Annotated in this window: 8 protein-coding genes; all 8 read left to right on the top strand. The window is 71.8% G+C overall.

The features are described from left to right. Positions 1-635: 635 nt before the first annotated feature. Positions 636-773, top strand: coding sequence for a 50S ribosomal protein L34 (gene rpmH, locus ACTWM8_RS30785; protein ID WP_067300964.1), 138 nt, complete (start codon positions 636-638; stop codon positions 771-773). A gap of 35 nt (positions 774-808) precedes the next feature. Then, a complete protein-coding gene (gene rnpA / locus ACTWM8_RS30780; protein ID WP_446211981.1) occupies positions 809-1,225 on the top strand; it encodes a ribonuclease P protein component in 417 nt (138 codons plus the stop codon). Next, a complete protein-coding gene (gene yidD / locus ACTWM8_RS30775) occupies positions 1,222-1,509 on the top strand; it encodes a membrane protein insertion efficiency factor YidD (protein ID WP_088959669.1) in 288 nt (95 codons plus the stop codon). The genes rnpA and yidD overlap by 4 nt, the downstream gene beginning before the upstream one ends. Positions 1,510-1,512: 3 nt before the next feature. Beyond that, positions 1,513-2,508: a membrane protein insertase YidC gene (gene yidC, locus ACTWM8_RS30770; RefSeq protein ID WP_446211980.1), complete on the top strand. Its 996-nt coding sequence runs from the start codon at positions 1,513-1,515 to the stop codon at positions 2,506-2,508. Between the two features lie 213 nt (positions 2,509-2,721). Then, positions 2,722-3,324, top strand: a complete 603-nt coding sequence (locus ACTWM8_RS30765) for a Jag family protein (RefSeq protein ID WP_446211979.1) — start codon at positions 2,722-2,724, stop codon at positions 3,322-3,324. A gap of 118 nt (positions 3,325-3,442) precedes the next feature. Continuing rightward, positions 3,443-4,144 (top strand): 16S rRNA (guanine(527)-N(7))-methyltransferase RsmG, encoded by a 702-nt coding sequence (gene rsmG / locus ACTWM8_RS30760; RefSeq protein ID WP_446214723.1) that lies wholly within the window; start codon positions 3,443-3,445, stop codon positions 4,142-4,144. Positions 4,145-4,372: 228 nt separating this feature from the next. Further along, positions 4,373-5,731 carry an AAA family ATPase gene (locus ACTWM8_RS30755; RefSeq protein ID WP_446211978.1) on the top strand — a complete coding sequence of 453 codons (1,359 nt, stop codon included), beginning with the start codon at positions 4,373-4,375 and terminating at the stop codon, positions 5,729-5,731. A 27-nt stretch (positions 5,732-5,758) separates the two neighbouring features. Then, the gene (locus tag ACTWM8_RS30750; protein WP_446211977.1) at positions 5,759-6,781 is read left to right on the top strand and encodes a ParB/RepB/Spo0J family partition protein; all 1,023 of its coding nucleotides are present in this window, start codon (positions 5,759-5,761) and stop codon (positions 6,779-6,781) included. Positions 6,782-7,598 lie beyond the last annotated feature (817 nt).

The following is a 7,598-nucleotide window of genomic DNA, read 5'->3' as shown; positions in this document are numbered from 1 at the left end:
CGTCGTGCCACCCCCTCGCCTCTGCTCCCGGTCGCCGCTGTCGTCCAGTCGGCCGTTCCGGGCCCGCCACCGCGTTCGAGCGGGTGGTACCTCACCCCACCGGGCGGCTGACCGGCCGGCGTCCACAAGTTATCCACAGCCTGTGTGTACCGACCGATTGTGCCGCCCGCCGTGCGCGGGTAGGACCTGCCCCCCTGGTCGGGCGGGACGTTGCGCGGGTTCACCGTGCCGAACGATTCACTGCCGGGTCCGGTCTTGCCTGCCAGCGACAACCCGGACCCCCGACGCTGACCGCAATCGGGCACGGTAACAGCGACGGCCCGGCACCATCAACCGCCGACGCTCCGGCCGCTTGGCGGCATCAGTGAAAACCGCCGGTTCGGTCGTACGGCCGCCCTGCTCGTGCCTCCCGTGACCTGTTTGACGGTCATTGCCCCCCTGCGTAGGCTGGAGGGGCTGCTCTGTCGCCCTCTGCTAGGGTGATGGGTGCTTGCTGTCCGCGATCGCTTTCCCCGCATCGCCGAGGTCCCGGGTCGCCGGGCAGCACGGATCGGAGGTCACCGCCGAGGTGGCCTGGACCACCACACGACCCCGGCGATCCCGCGCCGTGGACGTACGAAAACGGAGAGCCTGACGTGAGCAAGCGCACCTATCAGCCGAACAACCGCCGGCGCGCGAAGACCCACGGCTTCCGGCTGCGCATGCGCACCCGGGCCGGTCGCGCCATCCTTTCGACCCGCCGCGCCAAGGGCCGCACCCGCCTGTCGGCCTGAGCCGACCGGGTCCGGTCCGGGGGACGTGGGCAGTCGTGCTGACGGCCGCACAGCGACTGCGGCGCAGCAACGACTTCGCCGCAGCGGTCAGGGGTGGCCGACGCGCCGGACGAGGTGCCGTCGTCGTTCACCTGACGCTGCCGGCGACCCCCGAACCCACCGCGACAACCTCGCCGGAGCCGGCGCGGGTCAGCGGCACGGAGACGATCTCCGCGCCGACCCGCGCCGGCTTCGTCGTGTCCAAGGCCGTCGGCCCCGCCGTGGTCCGCAACAAGGTCCGGCGCCGGCTGCGGCACCTGGTCCGCGAGCGACTGGCCGCGCTGCCCGAGGGAAGCACCCTGGTGGTACGCGCACTGCCGGCCGCCGCCGAGGCGAACTACCTCCGGCTGGGGGCCGATCTGGACGCGGCGATCGCCGCCGCGCGGACGCCCCGGGGGCGGCGGTCCCGATGAGCACCGGATCTGCCGGTTCGCGGCCTACCAGCCTGGGTGCCCGAGTGCTGAGTGGCCCCATCATCGCGTACCGTCGTTGGATAAGCCCGGCGCTGCCGGCCCGCTGTCGGTTCTACCCGTCGTGCAGCGCGTACGCCCTGGAGGCGGTGGCGCGGCACGGCGCGCTCCGGGGAGCCGGCCTGACGGTCCTGCGCTTGTCGCGCTGCCACCCTTTCCACCCAGGTGGACACGACCCGGTGCCCGAGCCGGGCGGTCGCCGCCGTGCCGACGTGACTGGAGCCTGAGAATTGAGTCTCGACTGGATCTACTACGCGATCTCGTGGATCCTGCTGACCTGGCACTCGGCCTGGGACGCCATCAAGGTGCCGGTCGGCGCGGTGCTCGGCACGAACTGGGCCTGGATCCTCTCGATCATCTTCCTGGTGGTCACCGTCCGGGTGATCCTCTTCCCGGTCTTCGTCAAGCAGATCAAGTCGCAGCGGGCGATGCAGGCGCTCCAGCCCAAGGTCAAGGAGCTGCAGGAGAAGCACAAGGGTGACCGGGAGACGCTCCAGAAGGAGATGATGGAGCTCTACCGGAAGGAAAAGGCCAACCCGCTGATGGGCTGCCTTCCGATGTTCCTCCAGATCCCGGTCTTCCTCGGTCTCTTCCACGTGCTGCGTCGCCTCGACCCGGGCAAGTCGAGCAAGACCCTCTACGGCTGGACGGTCGACCAGTTCAACAGCGCCTCCAGCGCGAAGCTCTTCACCGCCCCGATCGCCGGCAAGTTCGGCTCGACCGCCGACGAGCTGGCCCGCCTCGGCGCCAACGGCACTACCGTGAAGATCATCGCCGGCATCCTGGTCCTGGTCATGATGGGCACCACCTACCTGACCAGCCGCCAGATGATCCTCAAGACCGGTTGGGCGGAGGACCCGCAGCAGCGGATGGTGCAGCGACTGATGCTCTACGGCATCCCCCTGTCGCTGCTGATCTCCGGCGCGATCTTCCCGATCGGTGTGATCATCTACTGGGTCACCAACAACCTCTTCACCCTCGGCCAGCAGCAGTGGGTGCTGCGCAAGTTCCCGCCGCTGGTGACCAACAAGGGGGTCGCCGGAAACAAGGCGACCACCGGCAACCGCGGTCCGGTGCAGCCGGCGAAGATTGGCGGCTTCCTCAACCGCGCCAAGCCGGCCGCGCAGGTGCCGGCCAAGCCCGCCGCGCCGAAGGTCGCCGGGCCGAAGCCGGGTGCGAAGCCCACCAATCCGAAGAAGGGTCGGCCGGCCAAGCGGCAGGGCTGATCCCAGGGCCGCCGTCGGGACCACCGGCGGCGGCCTTCCGGCATCGCGCAGCCGCCGTACGGCCGGCGCCGGGCCGGAACCGCCGCGCCTGGCGCGGTCACGGGCGAGACTGCCCGTACAAGACGTGCCCGTGGGCACCGGCCTTCTCCCGCCGGGCGCCCCGGGGAACCAGCGGACCCGACGGTCCGGCCGAGCGAGTACGGAGATGACACCGTGACCGACACCAGCATCCCCAGTGCGGAGCAGTCCGTGGACGAGGAGATCGTGCCGACCGCCGCGACCGGTGACGGCGAGCCCGAGGAGGCCGGGGAGGCGGCGGCCGAGGCGGGTGCCGCCCCGAAGAAGGCCGCTGGCGAGGGCGAGCTCTTCGCGCAGAGCGAGATCGCTGCCGACTACATCGAGGGCCTGCTCGACATCCTCGACTACGACGGCGACATCGACGAGCTGGTGTCCGGCGGACGCCCGGTCGTCGAGGTGGTCGGTGCCCAGCTGCAGAACCTGGTCGGCCAGCGCGGCGCCACCCTGGAGGCGCTCCAGGAGCTGGCCCGGCTCGCGGTGTTCCGCCAGACCGGTACGCCCAGCCGCCTGCTGCTCGACGTCGGCGGCTACCGCGCCACCCGGCGCAAGGAGCTCGCCGCCGTTGCCAAGAACGCGGTGGAGAAGGTCAAGGAGCACGGCGAGCCGGTCCGGCTGGAGCCGATGTCCGCCTTCGAGCGCAAGTGCGTGCACGACGTGGTCAACGCCATGAGCGGTGTGGAGAGCGAGTCCGAGGGCGTCGAGCCGAACCGGCGCATCATCGTCCGGCCGGCGGACTGACCGGGTGACCCACGACGACGCCACGGCCGACGCCGTGACCGGCCCGGGTGGTACGCCGCCCGGGCCGTCGCCTGTCCGCCCCGTTCCCTCGCCGGAGGACGCCGCGCTGCCGGCCGAGCTGGCCCCGGCGGCCCGGACGCTCTTCGGTGACCGGCTGGACCTGGCGGCCGCGTACGCCGAGCTGCTCGCCACCGACGGGGTGGTGCGCGGCCTGATCGGCCCGCGGGAGGCGCCCCGGATCTGGGACCGGCACCTGCTCAACTGTGCCGCCGTAGCCGAGCGCATCCCGGAAGGGGCCAGCGTCATCGACGTCGGCTCCGGCGCCGGGCTGCCCGGGCTGGTGCTGGCGATCGCCCGGCCCGACCTCCAGGTGATCCTGGTCGAGCCGCTGGCCCGGCGGACCTCCTTCCTGATCGAGGCGGTGCAGCAGCTCGGGCTGGCCAGGACGGTCCGGGTGTTCCGTGGCCGGGCCGACGAGGCGGCCACCGACGCGACGGGCACCGGCCCGTTCAGCGCCGACGTGGTGACCTCGCGAGCGGTCGCGCCGCTCGACCGGCTCTCCGGCTGGTGCCTGCCGCTCGTCGTACCCGGCGGCCGGCTGATCGCCGTGAAGGGCTCCTCCGCGGCGGACGAGATCGCGGAGCACGCCGAGACCGTCGACCGGCTCGGTGGCGGCGAGCCGAGCGTGCACCTCTGCGGGGTCGGTGTCATCGACCCGCCGACCACCGTGGTGGAGATCGTGCGCGAGCGGGTGGTCCGACCGCCGTCCGCCAAGAAGGCACCCAAGCGCTCACGGGGCGGACGCAAGCGCGCTCGGTGATCCCCGTTCGGGTTCCGGCGTGTCGTACCGGCCGGCGGACAACCGAGATGGACCCGCCGCGCCCGTCCCCCGTAGGCTGGCCGCGCGTCGATAGTGTGGGGCGGGCGGGCGTCGGGGGCACCGGGTCCCGACGGCTCCCGCCGGGGCCGTACGCGCTGCGGTGCGAGTGCGCGTGTGGCCTGATTGACGGGGTGCGGACCGACCATCCGGAGCGGGCAGGGATGACAGGTGCATGACGACGGCAGGTACGACGATCCACGGGTAAAACGCCCGGAGGGCCTTCCCTCCGGAGTGGACCCTGTTTCACGTGAAACCGACCACGACTCCCGGCCCGCCGACGGCCAGCCGGGTTCCGCCGGCCCGCCGGACTGCGATCCGGTGGTCCGTCGGGACGTGCCCGCGGTCGGCGCCGCGCGCCCCTCTCCCGAGTCGTACATCCCGCCGCCGCCCATCGCGGACGACGCGGGGCGGCCGGTCAACGCGCCCAGCGACCGCACCGCCCCGGTCCAACGCAACTCCGGCGCGCCGTCCCGCTTCGAGACACCGGTCGGTGGCAACGTGCCGCCCGCCGTACCCCAGCAGCCGCACCCGGGTGCGGTGGCGGACTCCGAGTCCGTCGCCGCGAACACGCCGGGGCCGGCGGCCGGGGGCGTGACCGTCGACCCGGCCGCCGCCACGTACGTTTCACGTGAAACCCCGACGCGCGAAGAGGATGACCCACCGTTGGCTATGGAGGCGATGCGCGCCGTGCAGATCCTGAATCCGAGTGGCGAGGTGACCATGCCTCGGCCCGACCGGACCCGGGTCATGTGCGTCGCAAACCAGAAGGGCGGCGTGGGTAAGACCACGACCACGGTGAACCTGGCGGTGGCGCTCGCCCTGCACGGCAACCGGGTGCTGGTGGTCGACCTCGACCCGCAGGGCAACGCCTCGACCGGGCTCAACGTGCCGCACCACACCGGCGTGCCGGACGTCTACGACTGCCTGATCAACAGCGTGCCGCTGGAGGAGGTCGCCCAGGAGGTCGAGGGCATCCCCAACCTGTGGTGCGTGCCGGCCACCATCGATCTGGCGGGCGCGGAGATCGAGTTGGTGTCCGTGGTCGCCCGGGAGTCCCGGTTGGCCCGGGCCATCGCCGCGTACCCGGGGCAATTCGACTACGTCTTCATCGACTGCCCGCCCTCGCTCGGCCTGCTGACGGTCAACGCGCTGGTCGCCGCGCAGGAGGTGCTGATCCCCATCCAGTGCGAGTACTACGCGCTGGAGGGCCTCAACCAGCTGATCAACAACATCAACCTGGTACGGCAGCACCTCAACCCCAAGCTCGAGGTCTCCACGATCCTGCTCACCATGTACGACCGGCGTACCCGACTGGCCGACGCGGTCGAGCAGGACGTCCGGAACCACTTCGGCGACAAGGTCCTCCAGGCGGTCATCCCGCGCAACGTCCGGGTTTCCGAGGCACCCAGCTACGGGCAGTCCGTGATGACCTACGATCCCGGTTCGCGGGGGGCGACGAGCTACTTCGAGGCCGCCCAGGAGATCGCCGAGCGCGGTGTCAAGGAGCCGGTGAGCCGGAATGCGTAGTGCGCACGAGTCGCTGGGAGGCGTCGCATGAAGAACCGTCCCCGTGGCGGTCTGGGTCGAGGGCTCGGGGCGCTGATCCCGACCGGGCCGGCACCGGAGGCGCCGGGCACCACCCTCACCGCGCCGGTCGAAGCCGACACCGGCGGTATGACGGGTGACGCTCCCGTCGAGGCGGTGAGCGCGCCGGTCGCCATCCCGTCGGCGCCGCCCGAGCCGCAGCTAAGCCCGGTGCCGGGTGCCCGCTTCGCCGAGATCCCCGTCGACGCGATCGTGCCGAACCCGAAGCAGCCCCGGCACGTCTTCGACGAGGAGGCGCTGGAGGAGCTGAAGACCTCCATCCAGGAGGTCGGCTTCCTCCAGCCGATCGTCGTCCGCCAGCTCGACGCCGAGAAGTACGAACTCGTCATGGGCGAGCGCCGGTGGCGTGCCGCCCAGGCGGTGGGCCGGGAGAGCATCCCGGCGATCGTCCGGGACACCAAGGACGACGCGATGCTCCGGGACGCTCTCCTGGAGAACATCCACCGGGCGAACCTCAACCCGCTCGAAGAGGCCGCGGCCTACCAGCAGCTGCTGGAGGAGTTCGGCGCCACCCACGAGGAGCTGGCCCGGCGGATCGGCCGCAGCCGGCCGCAGATCTCCAACACGATCCGCCTGCTGAACCTCCCGCCGCAGGTGCAGCGCCGGGTCGCCGCCGGCGTGCTCTCGGCGGGCCACGCCCGGGCGCTGCTGAGCCTCGACGAGGCGGAGGCGCAGGAACGGCTCGCCCTCCGGATCGTCGCCGAGGGCTTGTCCGTACGCGCGACCGAGGAGATCGTGGCGCTCGCGCTCAACGACGGGCCGGCAAAGACGCCGGCGGCGAAGCGGCGTACCAAGCCGCACGCCCCGGCGCTCACCGATCTGGCCGACCGGCTCTCCGACCGCTTCGACACCCGGGTGAAGGTCGACATCGGCCGGAGCAAGGGCAAGATCACCATCGAGTTCGCGACGGTGGACGACCTGGAGCGGATCGTGGGCATCATCGGCGTCGGCGAGCAGGAGTCGGAGGACTGAGCCCGCCCCCTCGTTCTGTCACCGGCCGCGTCGCCCCTGAGGGCACGCGGCCGGTTTGTTTCCTGCCGCGGCTGCGTATGTCTGTGGCGTGGGCGCGGGATGGCGGCGCCATGTTTCACGTGAAACCGGTGCGCCCTGGTGAGTCGGGCGGCGGCTGGAGACCGGCCAGGGCGTCAGGGCGGTCGCCGGCTTCCTCGGAAGGCTGCGTCCCTGAGCACTTCACCGAGACCGGCTCGACCGGGACTCAGGCTCGCCCGTAGAGAGGCGTCGCCGGCGTCCGGCTGCGGGACCCGTGGCAGGCAGCCGATGGCGTGCGATCGGCAGAGCGATCGGGTCGTGCTGGGGTGGGCGGGGCTGGCAGTTCCCACCGGACTCGCGATGTGGTCGGCAGACTCCATCACCGACCTCGCTCGGGACAGACGCGCGGGAGGGGTGACTTCCCTACGAACGCGGGCGCCGGCCGCAGTGCGGGAACGTGCCGCCGTCGTCTGTGCTCTTCGAGGTATACGCGTACTGGGCGGACCGGTTGCCCGTCGGGGCGGCTCCTTGCCCTGCCCGCCGGCGGTCGTCGGCTCGGTGACGATGGTGTAGGCGTGGGGCTCCACGCTGATCGCCCTTCAGGGGCAGTCATAGGAGGGCCTGTAGCGCCGCCTGAGCCCTTGGCGTGCCTCTGAGGCAACACGGGGTCGCGGTGAGGGGCCTTGTCCCGCCTGGGGCACCTGAGGGGCTTCGACGGTTGCTCCGGCGGGGAAGGGATGATGCCTGCCCGGCCGGCCGCGTACCTCAGCACCTCGTTTCACGTGAAACGAGCCCTGGG

This window comes from Micromonospora sp. IBSANI012, from assembly GCF_052814045.1.
The sequence above is the reverse complement of the archived record's forward strand: the minus strand, read 5'-3'. Positions and strand labels throughout refer to the sequence as shown.